The organism is Sphingomicrobium aestuariivivum (assembly GCF_024721585.1).
In the GTDB taxonomy this organism is placed as follows: Bacteria; Pseudomonadota; Alphaproteobacteria; order Sphingomonadales; family Sphingomonadaceae; genus Sphingomicrobium; species Sphingomicrobium aestuariivivum.
The window spans coordinates 2,118,245-2,135,882 of the sequence record NZ_CP102629.1 but is presented as its reverse complement, the minus strand read 5'-3'; the positions used below and the strand labels follow the sequence as shown (position 1 = coordinate 2,135,882).

Here is a 17,638-nt window from a genome sequence, read left to right as displayed (position 1 = left end):
TCGTCCTTCAAGCTAGCCATGCATCACGACCGAGCGCCCTGTCTCGAGCCAGGTCGCCCCGCCGTCGGGAGAGACAAAGCAATAGGTCGCCGTTTCGCCATCGACTGGATTCTGGAAGGGCGCGGAAAGCTTGAAGGCCGCGGCCGGAACGATGTCGACCGCGCCGCCTGACACGTTCTTGAAACGAACCTTGATTTCGCTTTCTCGCGCTGTTGTCGGTTGGGCGCTGTCATCGTTCGAGAAGCTCGTGCTGACAGGCGTCGTCAGATCCACAGAGAAGCTTCGCGCGCCGCCACCAAAGGCAAGACGTGGTGACGGCCACTGCATCTCGGCGTGACGTCGTTCCGAGCAATTGGCGCTCGAGCGATTGTACAAATTGTCACCACCGCTTCCGGAAGTCACATTGTCGCGCTCGATCAGGCTCGACCCCGCGGCCACGAAATAGGTGTAAATGCCATAGGCGCCATTGGCACCGGTCGTCGCGGTGTCGATCACATCATTGCCGACCAGCATCGATTGCTCCGCCAGCCCGCGCCAGAGTAGCGAGAAGCGCAAACCGTTGGCGACATTGTGACCCGCATCGATGATACGATTTCGGCTCACGTGCAGCCGGCGGCTCGTGCCCGACCGCGTAAACACGCTGATCCCGTTATTCGGTGCGTCACGGATCACGTTATCACTCACGATCAGGTCGACCAGGTCGCCGGCGGAATGATCGAGGCAGATCCCGGCACTGTCATTGTCCGGGTTGACCCCGTTGCCGACGAACTGGCGGTGGATGATGAAATTGCCGTGGATCATCCCCGGCCCGATCGTCCCGTCGAGCCCGGCGCCACCGGCAATGACGACCCCGCCCGACCGGTTGATACTCGAAGGATCGAATCCCGGGTCGATATCGAGGATATTCCCGCTGATCGTGAAATTCTCGAGCGCATGTCCCGAGATCGCCCACAATTGGACGCCTGTTTCCGCGCCCCTGACGATATTGGCCGAAACGATCGAATTCGTGGCGACCGGATCGATCGTGTTCGTTGACACGAGGTTCACACCGGTTCGATATCCTTCGACCAGATTGTTGGCCACGATCATGTCATAGCCGTGCGCCTCGATCGCGCAGCGTCCGCCCTCCGGCGTGGGCGGCCCACGGAAGCGATTGTCGCGAACCGCATAACTGCGTCCGTTGATATAGATGGCGCTATTGTCATAGCCCCCTTGCCCGCCAGCGGCCGTGAAGCGGAAATAGTTTCCATCGACCAGGCAGTCGCGTGTCGTCTCGCTATAGTTGATCGTCAGCGTATTGATGCCCGGACAGTCGAGGAACTGCATGCCGCTGATCCGCACGCCGTCCGTCGCCACCGTATTTATACGGATCGCGCTGCAGGCGCTCGTCGCACTGCCCGGCAAAGGGTCCGCAGACAGGTTTGCCGCGCCATTCTCGTCGATCGTGAACCCATGGAATTCGACCGTAGCGGCCGATCCGTCAAATTCGAAGATGGAGGGATAGGGTCCCGCATCGTCGACGAGGCGGATGCCGCAGCCGGGATGGCGGCCGATGATGCGCAGCCGTGACGGACTACTCGCCCGAAACAGGCTCTGCTGCGAATTTCCGACATCGACCTCGTAAAGGTCACCGAGAAGCAGCGTCCCTCCGCCGGCAGCCGTCGCGGCTGCGGTCAATGCCTGAGCGATTGCGAGCCGGTTGGCAGCCGGATCGCCCCCAGGCATCGCACCATATTCCTCGGGCCGGAAAATCTTGTCTCCCCGGGCGACTAGCCGCGCGAGCTCGTCCTCGAGCCCATCGACTTCGCCGACGGCGTGCCCGTGGCCGATATCCGCCTTGCCTGCGATCGCGCCGTCCTGCGCCGCCTGTTCGGCAACCAGCGCGTCAATCGCCAGATCCTGTGCCAGCTGTGACGGCTCGAGCAGGTCGAGCCGATCGGTCGCGGCGCCAATCGAGACCAACCCCGCGTCCGCTTCGGCAAACCAGCTTGCCCCCGCGACCAGTGCGATCGTCTTGGTACCGGGTGTGAAATTGGTCAGCGATCCTGTTGCGACCGTTCGTGCAATACTGCCATCGGCCTCCAGCGTACCAAGGCCGACCTCGACCTCCTGCGGCTTGTCGACACCAACCGCCGAATAATGGAATTGCGCGCCCGTCGCGACGCTGTCGATGAACCGGCGGAAGCCCGCAGCGGCGCCGTCGAGCACGAAATTGTCGCCTCCGGTCGTCGAACTCGTCTCACGGACGAGGTCAGAAAACACGATCGATCCTGCCATCTCGGACCTCCCTTCTTAGCTGCTCAAGGTGAAAAGGGCGGGCCGGCCGGGGACTTGCCGGCCCACCCCCATCAGCGATCAGGCGAATTCGAGAAGCTTGATGCTTTCCGAATTGGTCACCTGGCCGCCGATCCGGCGCGTCGCATAAAAATGGACGAACGGTTTGTTGGTGTAGGGATCGCGCAGCACCACGGTCTCGCCGCGATCGGCGATGGTATAGCCCGCCTTGAAGTTGCCGAAGGCGACCGACAGGCTGCCGCTGGCCATGTCGGGCATGTCCTCGGCCTCGACCACCGGATAGCCGAGCAGGCTCGCAGGCGTGCCTGCCGCAAGGCCCGGCTGCCAGATATAGGCGCCATCCGCGGTCTTGAACTTGCGGATGGCCGCCGCGGTGGCCGAATTCATGACGAAGACGGCACCCTGCCGATAGGGTTGCTTGAGCGACTGCACGAGGTCGAGCAGGACATCGGCCGGATCGCTCGCCGGGAAGGCACCCGCACTGCCGGTGCCGACCGTCTGGAGCGTGCCCATGGCGCGGACGTCATCGCCACTCGCCGACACCGGCGAGGACAGGAAGCCGAGCGGCTGGTTCGTGCCCGTGCCGTTGACGAAGGCCGCGCCTTCCGCGCGGGCGAATTCGGTCGCGATCTCGCCCGCCAGCCAGGCTTCCACGTCGAACGCCGCATCGTCGAGCATCTGCTGGGTCGCCGCCGGATTGGCGAACAGTTCGCCGGTCGCGGGGACGATTTCGTGGAAGGTCGGCGTCGAGGTCTCGGCGCGCGCGCCCTCGAAGCTGGCCCAGCCCGAGGGCGTGCCGCCCGAGGCCACGAGCTTTCGATAGCCGGCGCTGCCGACCTTCACGACATTGGCGATCTGGCGGATCGGCGAGGCCGCCGTCAGCGTGCTGTCGATCACGCTGTCGATCTCCTGCGGGATGGCATAGCCACCGAGGGCATCGTTCGATTCCAGCGACTTCGCCTCGAGCCCCGCGATGTCGCCGCGGCGCAGGTAGCTGTCGGCGAAACGGCGGCTGCTGCCCGCCGACTTCACGCCGTCGAGCATCGGCTGCCCGTCGCGCATCGCCTGGTTGTCGAGCTTTCGCTTGAGCATCGCCAGATCGGCCTTCATCGCAGCCAGCTCGCTGCCGTCATTCTCGAAGCTCGCCTCGAGCAGGTCATCACCGGACGCGCCGGCCATCTTGGTTTCCATCGTCATTCCTCACTCCTCGATTGCATGCACCCGGGCGACCGGCTGCATGGGACGCGCCACCAGGCTGACTTCGACGAGATCCACTTCATCGAGCCTTCGATACGCGCCCTTCCTCCCGGCCCGCCGCACGCGGTAACCGAAACTCAGGCCCTTCAATTTTCCCTTGCGGACGAGCGAACCCACGGCCTTGCCGGTACGGTCGGTTCCCAGCCGCGCGATTACGCGTAGCCCCTTCTCGTCTTCCTCGATCCGTTCGATCCGCCCCGCGATCGTGTCGCTGCGATGCTGGAGCAGGAGCGGGATGTCTGTAGCCGATCGTTCCGACAGCGAGCGGCTGAACGCCCCCCGCTCGATCACGTCGCCACCGTCATCGGGCCGGTCGAAGATGGCCGCATAGCCCGCGAAGCGCGTCACGCGGCCATGTCCATCGCCAGCAGCCCCGCCTGGAAGGCGATGCCAGCGCACAGGATCGCGAGCCCGAGACGTACCACCCAGCCGACCAGCGCCTTGAGCGCGCTGCGCTTGGCGCTTCGCCAGGCTGCAAGCAATTCGCGAAGATCGTCCATGTCTCGCCGCGCCGAACGGTCCTCGAGCCCGAGCCGCGACATGGCTTGATGTGCACCGCGAGCACTGGCCTCCTCGACCAGCGCTTCCAGCGTGATACGGTCGATGCCGCCCGCCTCGCCTTGCGCGATCAACGCGCCCAGCATCCTTCCTTCGCTCACTGGGCCAGCTCCCCGTCGGGGAAGCCGAGCATGGCCCGCTTTTCGCTCCTGCTGAGGAAGTCGGCCGCATTGACCGCGCTCCACAACCGCGACCGGTCCTCGGAGAGTTCGGACAGCTGGTCCTCGTCGATCTCGAAGCGCACCGGCTCGATCCAGTCGGCCAGCTGCGTCTCGAGCGCCCGGAGGATCTTGCGCGCGAGCGGCAGCACCGTCTGGCGATAGAGCGCCCGTCCCGCCTCGCGGCCATTCGCAAAGGTGGCATCGCCCGGAAGGCCGAGCAGGACTGGGGGCACGCCAAAGGCCAGCGCGATATCGCGCGCCGCCGCTTCCTTTAGCTTGATGAAGTCCATGTCGGCGGGCGACAGGCTGAATGCCTGCCACCGCAGCCCGCCATCCAGCAGGAGGGGCCGCCCGGCATTGCCGCTGCCCTCATATTGCTCCGCCAGCTCGGCCTTGAGCCGGTCGAACTGCTTGTCTGTCAGCGCCGTCCCGTCGCCGGGATCATGGACCAACGCGCCCGAAGGCCGCGCCGCATTGTCGAGCAGCGCCTTGTTCCACCGGCTCGCGGCATTGTGCACCATCGCGGGCCCGATGGCGGCCTCGAGGCAACCTTGACCCTCGATATCCTTACCCGGGTGGAATGCCCGGATGTGGACCACCGAAAGGCGTTCCATCGCATCACGCGCCGGATAGCGCACGACTTCCCGTCCGCGATAGGCATAGCCGGTCGGCCAGCCCTCCCGGTCGGTCAGCGTCGCCACCCGCTCGGGCCGCAGGCAATGCAAGCTCGTCGGAATGCCCTCGGGGTCGGCCGCCAGCCGCACATAGGCATTGCCGTGCAGGAGGAGATGCAGCGCGACCGTCTCGAGCAGCCCGTTGCGGCGCAGCAGCGGTGCCGCCAACTCGGCACCCTCGCCCGACGTATCGATGGCGAGCGAGCCGACCGCCCCCGCCACCAGCCGGACCGCACGGTGCCCCACGGGGTTGCGTTCGAACACTTCGCAGAGCTGGTCGGCATAGGCCGTCGGCGCCGCCGTGCGCATGCCGCCCAGGAGCGGTCCGATGTCGCGGATTGGCAGCACGGTCCCTCCGCCCGGCGCGCTTTTCGCGCCGAGCCACTTGTCGAGCCATTTCATGCTGATCCCTTTCTGTCAGAGCGTGCGCACAGTGGCGCGTCCACCCCCGCCCTCCATGAGCGCCCACAGCGCCCACACCATCGCATCGGCGCGATCGGGCGAACGCATCGCGCCCACCACGCCGTCCAAGGTCATTCGTGTCATTTCGTCTTCAAGCGCGGCGAACGTGCCCGCCAGATATGCGCGGCCGGCCTCGAACAACGCTGCCACCGGTTCGGCCCTCGCCCCCTTGGAGCGCCGCGCGTGGACGCGCGACAATGGCAGGTCGGCCACTGCCGCGCGGAGCACGCTTTCGACCATCTCGCCGCCCTGGTTGCCCTCCACGATCACGCGGTCGGCTTCATGCAGTTCCACTGCAGCGGCCACTCGCCGTGCCCATTGTTCGGGGCTTGGCTTTTCCACGCTCATGTCCGCGAGCACGTGCATTTTCATGCCAACGCGTCCCGCCACGACGATGCCGCAGGCATCGCCTCTCGATGTCGCCGGGGGGTCGACCCCGACGACGATACGCTCATATTCGGGCGCCGGCGCGCAGCGCTGCCGTTCGAGCAAATCTCGCGGAAAGAGCGTGCCTTCGACCTCGCCGAGCAACTCGCCGTCCAGCTCCTGCCGCGCGAGGCGACCATCGCCATAGCTTCGCGCCATCTGCTCGATGAACGCGGTCGGCAGGGTCAGATTGTCCTTGGTCTTCCCCCTCGTGACGACCGTGTCCGGATCATTCAGCAATCGCTCCAGCAGTCTCACCGGACGCGGCGTCGTCGTGATCAGGAGCTGCGGATCGGCGCCAGCCCGCAAACCCATTTGCAGATTGTCCCAGCTCGCCTCGACATGACGCCATTTTGCCAGTTCGTCGGCCCATGCCCGATGATGTTCGGGCCCGCGCAGGGCTTCGGGATTCTCGCCCGAGAAAAGATGCGCCTCGCTTCCGTTGGGCCAGACGAGCCGGCCGCGACCGGGCTCCCACTTGACCTTTATGCCTTCAAGTCGTGCGACGTCGAGGAGGCCGCTGCGTCCTTCCACCATGACCGAGCGGGCTTGCTCGATGGTCGCACCGACTAGCGCAACGCGACGAGCGGCCCGGCACGACGCCTGTTCGTGCACCCACTGGGCCCCGGCTCGCGTCTTGCCAAAGCCGCGTCCGGCCAGCAGGAGCCAGTTTCGCCATTGACCTTCTGGCGCCATCTGCGCCCCGCGCGCCCAGAACCGGAACCACTCGTCGAGGACGATGACGGCGCGATCATCGAGCCGATCCACCACAGCCTGCAAGTCCTCGCCGGGCAGCGCCGCGAGCAAGGCCCGCAGTGCTTCAGGCGATTTCGGAGAGGAGATCGATCAGACGCTCCCCCAGCGCTCCCTTTGTTAGCGAGACGACAGGAAAGTGTCCGCACGTCACCGGTCGCTCTCCCGCCTCGGGCATCAACGGAAAAGGCCGCCTTGGTGGCGCCCCCTGGCCCCGCGGGGCCGATTCGTCGACTGTTCCTTATGGGTACCTGAACAGCGTGACGATGTCAAACACTTTTTGCCTAATTGGTTAAACGTTCTCGAGGAATGCGGATATCGATCTCCAGCCCCTCGGCCTTCCAATGACGCTCCACGACACCCCGCAACTGCCGCTCCACCCCCGTCACCAGGAGGTCGCTGCCGAACCCCTTATGTTCCGGGGCTTCGGCGACCGGACCTCCGCGCTCGCGCCAACACATCATGACGTCGTCGCCAGCCTCCTCGATGACAAGGTCCACTTGGCCGTCCTCGACGGAGAGCGCGCCATATTTAACCGCATTGGTTGCTAGTTCATGGAAGACCAGCGCGATCGGGGTGACCGCCTGTTCGCGCAGTTCGAAGCCGCCGCCGATGACCTTCACCCGTTCGTTTTCGCTATCCTCATAGGGCGCGAAAAGATCGTTGAGGACGTCCCGCAGGCTCGCCTGTTCGGCCGGCTTGGTCGACAGGGGACGCACATAATTGTGAGCGCGCCCGAGCGCATTGATCCGGTCCCCGATCGAGGTCGCGACGTCGCGGATCTCGGGATGCCGGCGCGACGCGAAACTGACGAGGCCGGTAACCACCGAAAAGATATTCTTGATGCGGTGGCTGAGCTCGCGCGTCAGCAATGCATGGCTTTCGACAAGTTGCCGGTTCTCGTGAATGTCCGTGTTGGTCCCGAACCAGCGGATGACCTTCCCGCTTTCGTCCCGAACCGGCAGGCCGCGCGCCAGTGTCCAGCGATATTCGCCATCGTGCCGAAGCAACCGATATTCGGTCTCGTACGGTTCGCCTTTCTCCACCGCGCTCGCCCACACCTTGACCGCCTCGTCCCGGTCGTCGGGATGAAGCGCCTCGATCCACGCATCGCCATAGTGGGCGCCGGGCGCCGCGCCGGTAAACTCGTACCAGCGCGCGTTAAAATAGTCGGTCTTGCCCGCCCCGTCGGTCGACCAGGCCATCTGCGGCAGTGCATCGGCAAGATTGTCGAACTGCTGCTGGCTCGCCGCGAGCAGCCGTTTGGCCTCTTCACGCCCCTTGCTTGTCTCGAGTTCGCGCCGCCGCGCTTCGAGACGGCGCATGACGGCCGCCGCCAGCACCGACAACCCCTCGCGCTGGAGCGGGCTCAAGCCCTCGCGCGGCTCCGACGAGATTACGCATAGCGCCCCGAGTGGTGCGCCCTCGACGCTCACCAATGGCGCGCCCGCATAGAAGCGGATGAACGGCTCGCCGGTTACAAGCGCATTGTTGACGAAGCGCTCGTCGAGCCGCGCATCGGGAATCTCGAAGATCGCGCCTTCAACCATTGCATGCTGGCAAAAACTGACGTCGCGCGGCGTCTCGGCTACCGGCAGCCCCTGACGCGAAAGAAAGCGCTGCCGGTCGCTCTCGACCACCGTCACCAACGCGATCGGCGTCTCGCACAGCGCCGCGGCGAACTGGCGCACCGCGTTGAGTTCGCCATCCTCCTCAAGACTGTCGATATCGAAGCTTTCGAGCAGCTCGAGACGCGTTTCCTCATTGTCCGCGCCGACATAGCGGGGCTCGCAGGAGAAATGGGGTGGTGACGCAGGCATAACGATTTCAGCTAGCCCGCACTGCGCTGAAACAAAAGGAAAATCGTCAATAGCCCATGAGGGCGAGCACTTCCTTCCGGCTGCGCTCGTCGGCGCGGAACGTGCCCATCATCCGGCTCGTCGTCATCATCACGCCGGGCGTGTTGACCCCGCGCGCCGTCATGCAGGCATGACTGGCCTCGATGACCACTGCGACGCCTTTGGGCTGGAGATGCTCCCAGATGCAGTCGGCCACCTGCGCGGTCAGCCGCTCTTGCACCTGAAGTCGCCGCGCAAAGCCGTGCAGCACGCGGGCAAGCTTTGAAATGCCGACGACGCGGTCCCCGGGCAGATAGGCGATCGAGGCCTTGCCGATGATCGGCGCCATGTGATGTTCGCAATGCGACTGGAAGGGGATGTCGCGCAGCAAGACGATCTCGTCATAGCCGCCCACTTCCTCGAAGGTGCGCGACAGGTGCACGGCGGGGTCCTCGTTATACCCGCGGGCATATTCGGCCCAGGCGCGCGCCACCCGCTTCGGCGTATCGAGCAGGCCCTCGCGCTCGGGATCCTCCCCTGCCCAGCGCAGGAGCGTGCGAACCGCCTCCTGGACATCGTCGGGAACGTCGATTTTCGGCGTCGGTCGAACCAGGTCGCCAGCGGTCGGGGTGTTGTCGCTCATGCCGGGTCCTTAACGGCTCTACGCGCCGTCCGCCAGTGGGCGTTGGACCAGTGCGACAAGAAGGAAGTGGTGGCCCCGGCAGGATTCGAACCTGCGACCTGCAGTTTAGGAAACTGTTGCTCTATCCTGCTGAGCTACGGAGCCCCGCCCTCCCCTTAGGCAGGCGCGGAACAGGTTTCAATCGTCGATCGCATCGATCGCGCGGCGATGGTGCAACGCCGGGACGGCGCGCCGGACCCGGTCGATCTCGCAAAGGTCGATCTCGCAGTTCGCGACCCCGCTTTCGGCGCCCATGTCGAGCAGGATCTCACCCCACGGGCTGCACACCATCGAATGACCATAGGTCTCGCGCCCGTCGGCGTGCTTGCCGCATTGCGCTGCCGCGATCACGAACAGCCCGCTTTCGATGGCACGCGCCCTGAGCAGCGTCTCCCAATGTGCCTTGCCGGTCGGCACGGTGAAGGCGGCCGGCACAGAAAAACAGTCCGCCCCCGCTTCCGCCAGCCGCTCGTATAGGGCGGGAAAACGAAGGTCGTAACAGATCGAAAGACCGAGCGAGCCGACAGGCGTCCCCTTGACCCGCACCGCCTGCTCGCCCGCGGCATAGACCGCACTTTCGCGCCAGCTTTCGCCGCTGTCGAGGTCGACGTCGAACAGGTGAATCTTGTCATAGCGCCCCTGCACGACCCCATGGTCATCGATGACGAAAGCGCGGTTGACCCAGCGCCCGTCGCCGCGGTCGAGCGCCAGCGATCCCAGCTGCAACCAGATGCCCTGTTCGCGCGCCGCTTGCCGCGCCGCGGCGAGTACCGAATCCTCCTCTTCGGTCCGGATCGCCTGCGCGGCCCGGTCCCGATTGCGATCGAGCAGGCCCGTCATCTCGGGCGTGAACAGCATCTGCGCGCCTTGCGCCTTTGCCTCGGCGACCGCCTCTAGCAATTGCCCGGCATTATCGTGCGGATCGATCCCGCTGTTAGCCTGGAACAGTGCGATCCGCACCATCGGTCAGGCGGCAAGCCGTGCGTCGAGTTCGCCCTTGCGCTCGAGCGCGAACATGTCGTCACACCCGCCGATGGGCTCGCCGTCGATGAAAATCTGCGGGACGGTCCGCCCGCCACCCGATCGCTCGATCATCTCGGCGCGCTTGGCCTCGTCGCGCGAAATCTCATATTCCGCATAATCGATGCCCTTCATGTCGAGCAGACGCTTGGCACGAATGCAGAAGGGGCAGGTGGACTTGGTGTAAATCTCAACTTTCGGCATGCAATCCTCTTCACTTTCACTCCCAACGCGCGATGGCGGCTTAACGCACCACGCGTGACCAGACGATCGCCTCGATCCGCCCTGCTCCGGCGCGATGTAGCGCCTTGGCGCAGGCATTCAACGTCCCGCCCGTGGTCCGGACATCGTCGACTAGGATGATCGTGCGTCCCTCGACCACCGCGCTGTCGGCGCGAAAAGCCCCCCGTACCTGCAGCCCCCGCTGGCGCGCGGTCATGTCGCGCAGCGGCCTCGTCGACCTGATTCGGTCGAGCGCACGCGAAGACCAGGCCATCCCCGTCCGCCGTGACAGCGCCGCAGCAAGCAGTCCGGCCTGGTTGTAGCCACGGGACCATATCCGCCAGCGATGTAGCGGGACCGGCACCAGCAGCGCAGCCTCTACGCGCGCGCCGACAAGCTTGCGGGCCATCGCATTTGCCATCGTGTCCGCGAGCGCCACACGGCGCCCATATTTGAATTTCATGACGAGCGCCTTGGAAAGGTCATTGTAGACCGTCGCGGCGCCCAGCGCCTCGATCGGGCCAGGGGCCGACAGGCACGCCGCGCATTCGGGCTCGTCGGTCGGCTCGAGCGGCAGCGCGCAACGCCTGCAACTCCGATCGCCAATCCACTCGAGCGTCATGAAGCAGTCGGCGCAAAATTCTCCGACATTGCCGACGATCTCGCCGCAACCGGCACATCGCGGCGGCAGCGCGAGGTCGAGCAGAATGCGTGGCAGGCCGAGTACCGTCATCCATCCCTTGTCGCGCGCGCGCCCGTCCTGCACAAGCCGCGCCATGCCGATGCTCTTCGATTCCGACCTGCGCCTCAAGCGCCGTGACCGCAGCTGGCGCATGGGCCCGCCGGCCTTTCTGGCCGAGCGTATCATCGAGGACATGGTGGACCGGCTGGGCGCGATGAATCGACGCTTCGACCGCGCCCTCGTCGTCGGCACGCTCGCGGGCCCGGCCATCGACCGCTTTAAGCCATTCGCCGAACGCCTCGACCGCGTCGATCCCTCCGCACTGGTCGCAGGAGCGACCGGTGCCGAGCCGCGATCCGAAGACAGCCTCGACGATGTCGGTGCCTATGACCTCGTGATTGCGCTGGGCACGCTCGATACGGTCGAGGCGCTGCCCGAAGCGTTGATGCGGTTCCGCCTCTTACTCAAGCCCGACAGCCCCCTGATCGGCGTCATGTCCGGCGGGGAGACCCTGCCTCTCCTGCGTCAGGCAATGCACGCCGCCGACAATGCGAGCGGACGGCACAGCCCCCATCTCCACCCGCGCATCCAGCCTGCCGCGCTTGCGGGCCTGTTGGCAGAAGCGGGGCTGCAGATGCCGGTAGTGGACATCGACCGCGTCCGGCTGTCCTACCGCGACCTCTCGAGCCTCGTTGCCGACCTTCGCGCTCTCGGTGCGACCAACGTCCTCGCCGAGCGGGACAAGCGTCCGCTGGGACGCGCCGCGCTGGCCGCGGCGGCGCAGGCGTTTACCAGCGCCGCCGACGATCGCGGCCGCTCGATAGAAACCTTCGAACTCCTGCATTTCCTTGGCTGGACACCGTCCGACCCGTCCATGCTCTAGGCTGCATTAACCAGCCCCGTCCGACACTTCCTTAACCCTTTGGCGTTAATTCTCGTCCCGTGGACCAGACCAGAAGGAGGATGGCGGTGGCTATCCGGAAGTTTTTTCGCGCACTCCGCTCGGACGAGCGAGGAGCGACAGCGATCGAATATGGCCTAATCGTGGCCCTTATCGCCGTCGCCGTCATCAGCGGCATGAAGGCCCTTGGCGGCGGCTCTGGCGGGATGTGGGGCAAGTTGCAGACGGTCGCCAACACCCACCTCGTAGGCTGACGGGCGACCGTCGCTATCGATCGTGCCGAATGGCCAGCGCCTATCGCTGGCCGTAGACGACCAACTTGACCTTCTGGCCAGGGGTAAGGCGGCTATTGCTGTCCATTGAGTTGAGTACGAGAAACCGCTCCACCTGATAATCGCGATAGGCCATCCGGCTCGCCAGCGACTGGATGCTGTCACCGCTCTGCACGGTGACCACGTCGATCACGCGAGGTCGGATTGCCGAGGCTTCCTGCGCGCTGATCGGGCGTAGCGAGCCGACCATGCTGGAGAAGGGCCCGAGCCCCTGCCCCGCGGGGGTCAGGGTCGCGAAGTGATAGGCGCGATCATTGGCGAAGCGGTAGGCCATCACCGATAGATCGACCGCGCCATTCTGGGTATTCACGCGCGTGGTCGTATAGGCCGCCGGCAGCCCGTTGATTGTCGTCGAGCGCGGCTGCGGGATCGACACCTGTGCCTGCTGGCCCACGATGCCGCGGATGACATTGCCGATATAGGTGTCGAGGTTTCCGTTGAACTGCGCGGTGCTGAACAGCGCCTGCCCCGACTGCCCCGAGATCGTTACCGCCCGCGTACCATTCTGCATCTGGAAACCGGTCGGGACCTGGAACTGCAGCCTCAGGTCCGGATGGGTGAAGGTGCGGCCGTCGACGATCCCCTGCTTGGGATCATCATCGACATAGAGGCCTTCGATCCGGCTCAGGAATTCGTCGCGGTCACGTGTGCCCGTGCCGGCACGCCCCGTCTGCTGGGCCAGTTCGATAGCCCGCGCCGTCCGGTTCTCGCTGAGCGGATGCGTCCGCGCCCACTCCGGCGTCGAACGTCCGCTATTGCCCTGGATTCGCGCCTCGAGCGCCGAGGAACGCCCCAGCGAACTCAACATCGAGGCTGCCGCCAACGGGTCGTAACCCGCCGCCGTCATATAGCCCACGCCAAGCGTGTCCGATTCATATTCCTGGTCGCGGCTGTAACTCAGCGTGTTGAGCGTCGCATATTGCTGGGCGCCCTGTGCGAGCAGGTTGCCGAGGCCGGCATCGCCACCGATGACGCTGCCGGCAATCGCCCCCAACACACCGAGGATCGAGTTGCGTTGGGCCCGCGCTTGCCGGGCCTGGCTGTGATCGGCCGCGATATGCCCGACCTCATGACCGAGCACGAAGGCCAGTTCGGCCTCGTCTTCCATCAGTCCGAGTAGCTCGCGCGTCACATAGATGCGTCCGCCCGGCACCGCGAAGGCGTTCTCCACCGGTGCATTGAGCGTCGTGAAGCGATAGGCCGCAGCCGCATTGGGGGTTGCCGACCGGACCGCCACCGCGTCCCCGATCTGTTCGACATAAGCGCCAAGCGATCCCCCCAGCGCGCCGCCGAATTCGGCGACGACGGCTTCGTGCTGGCTTTCCGCAACCTGTGCTTCCTGCGGCGAAATCGCCGGATCGGCCACGGGGGTGGCGCAGGAAGCGAGCATCAGGCTGCTCGCGCTGGTCAGGATCATTGCGGCTGTGCGCATGGTAAGGCTCTCCAACTCTTGAACGACATCCGCCACCCCGCGGGGAAGACGGTTCCGCCTCAAGAACAATGACGGGAAAGCCTTGGTTCCAAGAGCGCCTTTGACGCTCTCGGGCCCTAGCTCATGCTGAGGAATTTAAGCCTGCGCTGGCGCTTCAGTTCGTCCCCGCTCATCCCTTCGAGCTTCTCGAGCTCGTCGCCGATTGCGAGCCGCAGCGTTTTCATCGCCTTGGCGGGATCACGATGCGCACCACCATCGGGTTCCGGCACGATGCGGTCGATCACGCCGAGCTTTTCAAGGTCCAGTGCGGTGATCCGCATCGCCTCGGCCGCATCGGCCGCCTTGTCGGCCGTGCGCCACAGGATCGAGGCGCAACCCTCGGGCGAGATAACCGAATAGACCGCATGCTCGTACATCAGCACACGATTGGCAGCGGCAATGGCGATGGCCCCGCCCGACCCGCCTTCGCCGACGATCGTCGCGACCATCGGCACCTTGAGCTCGAGGCACTGCTCGGTCGCCCGCGCAATGGCCTCGGCCTGGCCGCGCTCTTCGGCCTGGACGCCCGGAAAGGCGCCCGGCGTGTCGACGAGCGTCACGACCGGCAGGCCGAAACGCTCGGCCAGCTGCATCATGCGGATCGCCTTGCGATAGCCCTCGGGCTTCGCCATCCCGAAATTATGCTTGAGGCGGCTTGCCGTGTCGGCGCCCTTCTCGTGGCCGATCAGCATGACGCGTCGACCATCGATACGCGCCAGCCCGCCCACGATCGCAGCATCCTCGGCGAACGCGCGGTCACCGGCCAGCGGCATGAAATCGTCGGCGATACCGGCGACATAATCCTTGAAATGCGGGCGCTCGGGATGGCGGGCGACCTGCGCCTTCTGCCACGGCGACAGCTTCGAATAGGTCTCGCGCAGCAGCCGTGCCGCCTTGCCTTCGAGACGTTCGATGTCGCTCGTCAGGTCGACGTCGCTCTTCGCGGCGGTGTCGCGCAGTTCGGCGACCCGGGCTTCCAGTTCGGCAATCGGCCGTTCGAAATCGAGATAGCTGCTCATAATCGTCTTCGCGCCTAGCGTTCCTCTACGGCCCTCGTCAATCGCGGAGCGCGCTGCCGCGGCGGGCCAGCGGGTGCCTCTGGTTGACCAGTTCGACGAGCCGGCGGCTGTCGACATGGGTGTAGATTTGCGTTGTCGCGATATCGGCATGGCCGAGCAGCGCCTGCAGCGTCCGGAGGTCCGCGCCCCCTTCGAGCAGGTGGGTCGCGAAAGCATGGCGCAGGACGTGCGGACTGACCCGCTCGGGCGCGATCCCCACGCGGCCCGCCATCGCCCTCACGATCTGGAACAGCCGCACACGCGAAAGATGCGCTTTTCCTCCAGGAAACAGCCAACGGCTATCGTCCGATGCCGCTATCCAGCGCGCCACCGCGCGATGGGCGGCATCGGACACGGGCACCAAGCGCTCCTTCTCGCCTTTCCCGCTCAGGATCAGGAACGGCTCGCTCGGACGCATCGCGCGGCGCGGCAACGCCACCAGTTCGCTCGCACGCAGGCCCGACCCATAGAGCAGCTCGAGAAGTGCATGGTCGCGCACTGCCAGTCGCTCCCCGCTCGCGGCCCGGTCTGCGGCATCGGCCAGCATCAGCTCGACTTCCTCCGCCGAGAGCAGCCGCGGCAGCGGTCGCTTCACCTTAGGCCGCGGCAGCACATCTGAGGGATCGTCCCCGCGCAGCCCTTCTTCCAGAAGGAATCCATAGAAGCGCCGGAGGGCACTGGCACGGCGCGCGACAGTCGAGGCTGCAAGCGGCTGCCATGCGCTGCCGAGCGCTTTCAGCGCCTCAGCATCGGCATCGCCGACCGAGCCCAGCACCGCGGCCGCCGCGGACAAGTCGCCGCGATAGGCAAGCAGCGTGTTGCGCGACGCGCCCGTCTCCGCCGCGAGCATGTCGCAGAAACGATCGACCAGCGCGCGATCTTCGGGCGTCACAGCCGGGCGATCGCCTCGGCTGCGATCATCCGCGCGAGGAAATCCTGCTCCACCGCCACCAGCGCGGCGATGATGTGCCGCAGGTATCGGGGCGGGATGCCGTCCACGTCGGGTGCCTGCAGCGCGGTCGCGGCAAGCAGCATCACCGTCGCCCCCTCGCCGCGCGAGGCGGCGGCATCGATCATCCGTGTCAGCCGGGTCGATCCCTCGAGCTCGAATTCCTCGTCCTCGCTGATCCGCGCGGCAAGGTCGCCGTCGATCCGCCCCAGTCCGGCAAGGCCGGCAACGAGCACTGCGCTTCGTTTCTTGCCCGCGCTTTCGTCACGCGAGACATAGTCGCGCAACCGGTCCGCACTGAGCCCGAGCCGGTCGGCGCGCGGCGCGGCCAGCACCAGCTGCGCCCATCCGGCATCGGCATCGCCCTCGTCCATCGCGGCAATCAGCGGTGCCCAGGCTTCCGCCTGCTCGACGAAGCCGGCGGTCAACATGGCGGCAATCAGATCCGCGGCGGCGGCCTCGTGGCGCCCCGCAGGTGTGATCTGCGCCGCTGCAAGCGCGGTCGCCGCGCGCGAGGCCAGCCGTTCGTAAACGCCATCGCCGATCGCCCAGAAGTCACGCATTGCCGCGATCCGCTCGGCGTCGGTCTCCGCAACAAAGGTCCGCCGCAGCTGGAACGCCTCGCTATCGCCGAGATCCTCGGGCGGAAGCTTGTCGTAATGCACCGCATAGAGGTCGACGAGCGCCTGCCCCGAAAACACGCCGAGCCCCGTGGCCGTGCGCGCATGTGGAAGCCGCTGTTCCGGTGTAAGCAGCGGCGCGCGGGCAGCCCAGGCGGCCACTCGCGGACGTGCCTCCGTCATCAGATTTTCGGGCGGCAACAGCCCCGTGGCGCCGGCCAGGCCGAACCGCCAGCTATTGAGATGCGATACGGTCTCCCATTCGAGCGTCACCGCACGTCCGGTCCCCGCGCCGGCACCGACCAGCTTGTCGACCAGCGCGAGGTCGATCGCATCGACATTACCGCGGCGGCGAGCCTGCGAGATGGCATCGGAAGCGATTTCCGGCTGCGCTGACAGCGCCGCGCAGACCGCGCGGATCAGCGGTTCTGCGTCGGGCTCGGCATCATTGAGACGCCGCGCGACCGGACAGGCCGCCGCCGGGTCCGAAGTCGCCAGCGCGATCTGCAATGCAACCTGCGCGAGCTTGGCCGAATAATCGTCAGGGTCGGTGCCCGCGAGTAGCAATCGCGCCGCGTCGGCCTCCCCCATGCGCAGGAGCAGCCATGCCCGCTCGGCCAGCCAGTCCTGCTCTTCGAGCTCGCCCGGCGGCGGTGCATCGGCAAGCAGCGCCTGCCGGAGGGCAATATGGCCCCAGCGCGAAGCGAGCGGCACGTCGAGCCGTCGCATCAGCGTCTTGTGGAAATTCCCGTCGATCGCGCCCCACGGCGCATCGCCGACAAAGGCAAAACCACCGCGCGATGCTGCGAACACGCCCGCGGTCTCGATCTCGCCGCTGGCGTCGACATCGACCTCGGTCTCTTCGTCGGCCTCCACGTCCCGCTGCTCGGCAACCTGCTCCTCGGCGACCGGGTCGGCGACCGAAATATCGCGCGGCTCGGGCGCCGGGCGCTGCGCGGGCGCAGGCGCAGGCTCGGGAGCTGCCGTCGGCGGCGCGGTCTCGAAACCGGGAGGAAGGAGCGATTCCGGTCGATCGGGAGCAGCGACGGCCGCCGTCACGGCCGCCATCACCCCGATCCCGCCCATCAGGGCACGACTATTGCGCATCAGCCTCGAGCTTCACCTCTTCCTCGATGGTCCCGACCGGCTGCTCGGAGGCCTGGCTCGAGAAGAAGAAGAGCGCGCCGACAACCAGCGCGATCAGGATGACGAGGACGAACGGCCCCTTGGGGCGGCGTTTTTTGGGTTGGGTTCCGATCATGAGAACGGCTTTTGCC

The 17,638-nt window shown here is 66.0% G+C and carries 18 protein-coding genes and 1 tRNA gene; 2 read left to right on the top strand and 17 right to left on the bottom strand.

Features of this window, described 5'->3' with window-relative positions:
• Positions 1–12: 12 nt before the first annotated feature.
• The 12 genes from NUW81_RS10955 to NUW81_RS10900 all read right to left on the bottom strand — a co-directional run bounded on the left by NUW81_RS10955 (position 13) and on the right by NUW81_RS10900 (position 11,126).
• Positions 13–2,277 (bottom strand): hypothetical protein, encoded by a 2,265-nt coding sequence (locus tag NUW81_RS10955; protein ID WP_245113215.1) that lies wholly within the window; start codon positions 2,275–2,277, stop codon positions 13–15.
• Positions 2,278–2,355: 78 nt separating this feature from the next.
• The gene (locus tag NUW81_RS10950) at positions 2,356–3,492 is read right to left on the bottom strand and encodes a phage major capsid protein (RefSeq protein WP_376741948.1); all 1,137 of its coding nucleotides are present in this window, start codon (positions 3,490–3,492) and stop codon (positions 2,356–2,358) included.
• Positions 3,493–3,495: 3 nt separating this feature from the next.
• Positions 3,496–3,900, bottom strand: coding sequence for an HK97 family phage prohead protease (locus NUW81_RS10945; RefSeq protein WP_245113213.1), 405 nt, complete (start codon positions 3,898–3,900; stop codon positions 3,496–3,498).
• Positions 3,897–4,211 (bottom strand): DUF6127 family protein, encoded by a 315-nt coding sequence (locus NUW81_RS10940; protein WP_245113209.1) that lies wholly within the window; start codon positions 4,209–4,211, stop codon positions 3,897–3,899. Before NUW81_RS10940 ends, NUW81_RS10945 begins: the two co-directional genes overlap by 4 nt.
• Positions 4,208–5,347, bottom strand: a complete 1,140-nt coding sequence (locus tag NUW81_RS10935) for a phage portal protein (protein ID WP_245113206.1) — start codon at positions 5,345–5,347, stop codon at positions 4,208–4,210. Before NUW81_RS10935 ends, NUW81_RS10940 begins: the two co-directional genes overlap by 4 nt.
• Before the next feature lie 15 nt (positions 5,348–5,362).
• Entirely contained in the window at positions 5,363–6,640 is a 1,278-nt protein-coding gene (locus NUW81_RS10930) for a DNA-packaging protein (RefSeq protein ID WP_245113203.1), read from the bottom strand.
• A gap of 230 nt (positions 6,641–6,870) precedes the next feature.
• Positions 6,871–8,406 carry a PAS domain-containing protein gene (locus NUW81_RS10925; protein WP_245113199.1) on the bottom strand — a complete coding sequence of 512 codons (1,536 nt, stop codon included), beginning with the start codon at positions 8,404–8,406 and terminating at the stop codon, positions 6,871–6,873.
• Between the two features lie 46 nt (positions 8,407–8,452).
• Positions 8,453–9,067: a GTP cyclohydrolase I FolE gene (gene folE, locus NUW81_RS10920; protein WP_245113197.1), complete on the bottom strand. Its 615-nt coding sequence runs from the start codon at positions 9,065–9,067 to the stop codon at positions 8,453–8,455.
• A gap of 67 nt (positions 9,068–9,134) precedes the next feature.
• A tRNA-Arg gene (locus NUW81_RS10915) sits at positions 9,135–9,211 on the bottom strand.
• 33 nt (positions 9,212–9,244) lie between these two features.
• The gene (locus NUW81_RS10910; RefSeq protein ID WP_245113195.1) at positions 9,245–10,069 is read right to left on the bottom strand and encodes a carbon-nitrogen hydrolase family protein; all 825 of its coding nucleotides are present in this window, start codon (positions 10,067–10,069) and stop codon (positions 9,245–9,247) included.
• Between the two features lie 3 nt (positions 10,070–10,072).
• On the bottom strand, positions 10,073–10,330 hold the full coding sequence (gene grxC, locus NUW81_RS10905; protein ID WP_245113192.1) for a glutaredoxin 3: 258 nt from the start codon (positions 10,328–10,330) through the stop codon (positions 10,073–10,075).
• A gap of 40 nt (positions 10,331–10,370) precedes the next feature.
• Positions 10,371–11,126 carry a ComF family protein gene (locus NUW81_RS10900; protein ID WP_245113191.1) on the bottom strand — a complete coding sequence of 252 codons (756 nt, stop codon included), beginning with the start codon at positions 11,124–11,126 and terminating at the stop codon, positions 10,371–10,373.
• Here NUW81_RS10900 and NUW81_RS10895 point away from each other — a divergent pair.
• Both NUW81_RS10895 and NUW81_RS10890 read left to right on the top strand, forming a co-directional pair.
• Positions 11,125–11,913 carry a methyltransferase domain-containing protein gene (locus NUW81_RS10895; protein ID WP_245113190.1) on the top strand — a complete coding sequence of 263 codons (789 nt, stop codon included), beginning with the start codon at positions 11,125–11,127 and terminating at the stop codon, positions 11,911–11,913. The genes NUW81_RS10900 and NUW81_RS10895 overlap by 2 nt on opposite strands.
• A gap of 80 nt (positions 11,914–11,993) precedes the next feature.
• The gene (locus NUW81_RS10890) at positions 11,994–12,185 is read left to right on the top strand and encodes a Flp family type IVb pilin (RefSeq protein ID WP_245113189.1); all 192 of its coding nucleotides are present in this window, start codon (positions 11,994–11,996) and stop codon (positions 12,183–12,185) included.
• Between the two features lie 40 nt (positions 12,186–12,225).
• Here NUW81_RS10890 and NUW81_RS10885 read toward each other — a convergent pair whose 3' ends face one another.
• The 5 genes from NUW81_RS10885 to NUW81_RS10865 form a co-directional block, all read right to left on the bottom strand.
• Positions 12,226–13,680 (bottom strand): M48 family metalloprotease, encoded by a 1,455-nt coding sequence (locus NUW81_RS10885; RefSeq protein WP_260508501.1) that lies wholly within the window; start codon positions 13,678–13,680, stop codon positions 12,226–12,228.
• A gap of 131 nt (positions 13,681–13,811) precedes the next feature.
• Positions 13,812–14,753: an acetyl-CoA carboxylase carboxyltransferase subunit alpha gene (locus tag NUW81_RS10880; protein WP_245113187.1), complete on the bottom strand. Its 942-nt coding sequence runs from the start codon at positions 14,751–14,753 to the stop codon at positions 13,812–13,814.
• A gap of 37 nt (positions 14,754–14,790) precedes the next feature.
• Complete coding sequence (locus NUW81_RS10875) at positions 14,791–15,642, bottom strand: tyrosine recombinase (RefSeq protein WP_245113789.1); 852 nt, start codon at positions 15,640–15,642, stop codon at positions 14,791–14,793.
• A gap of 38 nt (positions 15,643–15,680) precedes the next feature.
• The gene (locus tag NUW81_RS10870; RefSeq protein ID WP_245113186.1) at positions 15,681–17,468 is read right to left on the bottom strand and encodes a hypothetical protein; all 1,788 of its coding nucleotides are present in this window, start codon (positions 17,466–17,468) and stop codon (positions 15,681–15,683) included.
• Positions 17,458–17,622 (bottom strand): hypothetical protein, encoded by a 165-nt coding sequence (locus tag NUW81_RS10865; protein ID WP_245113185.1) that lies wholly within the window; start codon positions 17,620–17,622, stop codon positions 17,458–17,460. Before NUW81_RS10865 ends, NUW81_RS10870 begins: the two co-directional genes overlap by 11 nt.
• Positions 17,623–17,638: the final 16 nt, after the last annotated feature.

What these genes read in the sequence shown, in the direction of transcription:
- NUW81_RS10865 (WP_245113185.1), bottom strand. Translation starts at nt 17,622, where the DNA reads ATGATCGGAACCCAACCCAAAAAACGCCGCCCCAAGGGGCCGTTCGTC.
- NUW81_RS10895 (WP_245113190.1), top strand. Translation starts at nt 11,125, where the DNA reads ATGCCGATGCTCTTCGATTCCGACCTGCGCCTCAAGCGCCGTGACCGC.
- NUW81_RS10885 (WP_260508501.1), bottom strand. Translation starts at nt 13,680, where the DNA reads ATGATCCTGACCAGCGCGAGCAGCCTGATGCTCGCTTCCTGCGCCACC.
- folE (WP_245113197.1), bottom strand. Translation starts at nt 9,067, where the DNA reads ATGAGCGACAACACCCCGACCGCTGGCGACCTGGTTCGACCGACGCCG.
- grxC (WP_245113192.1), bottom strand. Translation starts at nt 10,330, where the DNA reads ATGCCGAAAGTTGAGATTTACACCAAGTCCACCTGCCCCTTCTGCATT.
- NUW81_RS10935 (WP_245113206.1), bottom strand. Translation starts at nt 5,347, where the DNA reads ATGAAATGGCTCGACAAGTGGCTCGGCGCGAAAAGCGCGCCGGGCGGA.
- NUW81_RS10900 (WP_245113191.1), bottom strand. Translation starts at nt 11,126, where the DNA reads ATGGCGCGGCTTGTGCAGGACGGGCGCGCGCGCGACAAGGGATGGATG.
- NUW81_RS10910 (WP_245113195.1), bottom strand. Translation starts at nt 10,069, where the DNA reads ATGGTGCGGATCGCACTGTTCCAGGCTAACAGCGGGATCGATCCGCAC.
- NUW81_RS10870 (WP_245113186.1), bottom strand. Translation starts at nt 17,468, where the DNA reads ATGCGCAATAGTCGTGCCCTGATGGGCGGGATCGGGGTGATGGCGGCC.
- NUW81_RS10875 (WP_245113789.1), bottom strand. Translation starts at nt 15,642, where the DNA reads ATGCTCGCGGCGGAGACGGGCGCGTCGCGCAACACGCTGCTTGCCTAT.
- NUW81_RS10950 (WP_376741948.1), bottom strand. Translation starts at nt 3,492, where the DNA reads ATGACGATGGAAACCAAGATGGCCGGCGCGTCCGGTGATGACCTGCTC.
- NUW81_RS10890 (WP_245113189.1), top strand. Translation starts at nt 11,994, where the DNA reads ATGGCGGTGGCTATCCGGAAGTTTTTTCGCGCACTCCGCTCGGACGAG.
- NUW81_RS10955 (WP_245113215.1), bottom strand. Translation starts at nt 2,277, where the DNA reads ATGGCAGGATCGATCGTGTTTTCTGACCTCGTCCGTGAGACGAGTTCG.
- NUW81_RS10880 (WP_245113187.1), bottom strand. Translation starts at nt 14,753, where the DNA reads ATGAGCAGCTATCTCGATTTCGAACGGCCGATTGCCGAACTGGAAGCC.
- NUW81_RS10925 (WP_245113199.1), bottom strand. Translation starts at nt 8,406, where the DNA reads ATGCCTGCGTCACCACCCCATTTCTCCTGCGAGCCCCGCTATGTCGGC.